At 56.5% G+C, this 2,503-nt stretch carries 1 protein-coding gene; it reads left to right on the top strand.

Going from position 1 to position 2,503, the window contains the following annotated elements:
- Positions 1–815: 815 nt before the first annotated feature.
- On the top strand, positions 816–2,503 hold a 1,688-nt coding region (locus JWQ61_RS21280; protein ID WP_304362277.1), incomplete at its 3' end, for a DNA translocase FtsK 4TM domain-containing protein.

Below are 2,503 nucleotides of genomic sequence, written 5' to 3' on the forward strand. Positions count from 1 at the left end.
TAATTTTAGAGTTGAGAATTTAATTATTTGTGTAATCAAACCAGACTGATTAAATCGCCTTGTGGACGACGTAATTTGCGTTTTGACCTCTGCTACGATTCCGCACAGACAGACAAACTCAAGAATCTACCCGACGTACCCGACGGCTTTTTCATCATCTGGCCCCCCAGGTTTGCCGCTATCCACCTCGCTTGCGCAGTCCGGATAACAGCAATACAACATCTTCGATACAGGCTATTGCCATGCACCAAGACATTGCGCTGTTAATCTATCCTAAAGATAATATTTTTTGTTACAAATTATTTGCAAGGGTTACAAATAATCATATTGCGTTACAAATTTGCGACAGCGTGTTGTCAAAAAACGCCAAATTTGTCGTAAAAGAACAATACTGAATAAACAAATACGCAGAAATAATAGGTTGATGCCGCTATTTGCATGCACTTGTTGTGCTTTGCAGCAAACCCCACGACGGCGTCGATTCGGGACCGATGAAAATTGTTACAGGGAGTTGGTGCGGAAGTTACAAATTCCGGTTTTGGCAGTTGTAACCTTGTTGCATAATTGGCTATATAACCTCAGGGCCGTGAATGGCAAACCGGACAAGAAAGCCTGATGCTTTTCGGTTAATATCACCTACTTTCATTTAAGGGCGTCCCACAGTTGCGATCAGGCCTCCGTTACTCCGGGGGAAATATCTGGTCATCTCGGCTGGGCCTATCCCGGCTGGGCCCATCCCGGCAGGACCTGTTCCTGTGGCATGAATTGCGCAAACACATAGATGTCCGGACGTCGATTTTTCGTTGAATTTGAGTATGCATATAGCAGTTTTCAGTTGGTTCGGATGGTCTTTGCTCTGGCTTGTTCCCATGGTTGTACGGCTGTTCAAGGCACGCCGGACCGGGATAAATCCGCTTCGCGGTCCGGGTTCCATCCGCTTGTGGTTAGGCACGCTGCTGCTACTGTGCAGCAGCAGTGCGCTGGAAGCCGTAGTGCGCACACAAGAATCGGCGCGCCCCGACGGCGACCTGCTGGGTTATGCACTGGCGCATGGCTTCATGAATGTGCTGGGTGCTGCCGGCGGCCTGCTGGCGCTGGCGGCAATCGGCATCCTGGCGTTATCGTGGCTGTTCGGAAATGCATGGCTGAAATCGTTCGCCAAGCTGCCACTGCTGCAGCGGATCTTCCCGGCAAAAAAAACGCAGCCGGAAACACCAGCTGAGCCGCGCAAGCCGCGTGCTGCTCCTGTCGCGACGCCTGTCCATTCGATAGCCAGGCCGGCGCGAGCGCGAGAAAGCATCGCAGTCCCGCCGCGCAACAGAAAATCCTGGCAGTTGCCCTCAAGCTCCGAGCTGGCTGAAATCTTCGGCAAACAACAGAAACCCCTGGCGAAACCGACTGAAACAAAAACCAGCGCCAGAAGCATGGCGGAATGGGCCACGGTCGAACAGATCATCCCGACGCCAGCGATGCGTGCGCGCGCCATCATGGCGCAGCAGACGCGGACCGCGAGCGCTACGCGCAAAGAGGCAATGCATCAGCGCCAGGCGGAACGAATCCAGCACCGGCCGGCGCCGCTGACCACGATCATCAGCACCCGTCCTACAACTGCGGCGTCGACACCTGCAATCGGCGCCGTTCAGGCAGCGCTTGCCAAAACGGTCGCAGAACATGCGCATGCAGTCGATGCGCATGTGAACGAACCGGCCGCTTCCGTGCATGCATCGGCATTGCCGTCAGCGGCAACCGCGCCGCTGCATGCGGCCATTGACCCGATTGCTCCAACTGACATCGTCCACCAGGATGCGGTCCGGCCTGAACCTGCACTTATCAATTTGCGGCCAGCGCCGGCTGCGCCCAAGTCGCCCGAAGTTTCGTCCGCCTTTGCCGCCGCCAGCCACACAATCACCGCCGTTACCCAGGTTGCGCCAGCACCGCTTGCACAAGACGCAACGCCGGCAGCACCCGTCGGCAACAACGGCGCTGATTTTTCATTTCGCCCGCTGCACGAATTGCGCATTGACTTGCCGGGACTGGATTTGCTGGATCCCGCTGTCAACGAACAGGTCGATATTCCACTTGAACGCCTGGCGGAAACCGGCCTGCTGATCGAGCAGCGCCTGAAAGAATTCAAGGTGCCGGTGACGGTGCTGGGCGCCGACGCCGGACCGGTGATTACCCGCTTCGAAGTGGAACCGGCGCTGGGCGTACGCGGCAGCCAGATCGTCGGCCTGATGAAAGACTTGTCGCGCGCACTGGGCCTGACTTCGATCCGGGTGGTGGAAACCATTCCCGGTAAAACCTGCATGGGGCTTGAGTTACCCAATCCGAAGCGGCAGATGATCCGGCTGTCGGAGATACTGGAGTCGCCGGCCTACCAGGATTCCGCATCGCACTTGACGCTGGCTTTGGGCAAAGACATTACCGGCACGCCGGTAGTCGCCGACCTGGCCCGGGCTCCGCACATGCTGGTGGCCGGCACTACCGGTTCCGGCAAGTCGGT

Origin of the sequence: Collimonas fungivorans (assembly GCF_028292705.1) — a bacterium.
GTDB lineage: Bacteria > Pseudomonadota > Gammaproteobacteria > Burkholderiales > Burkholderiaceae_D > Collimonas > Collimonas fungivorans_B.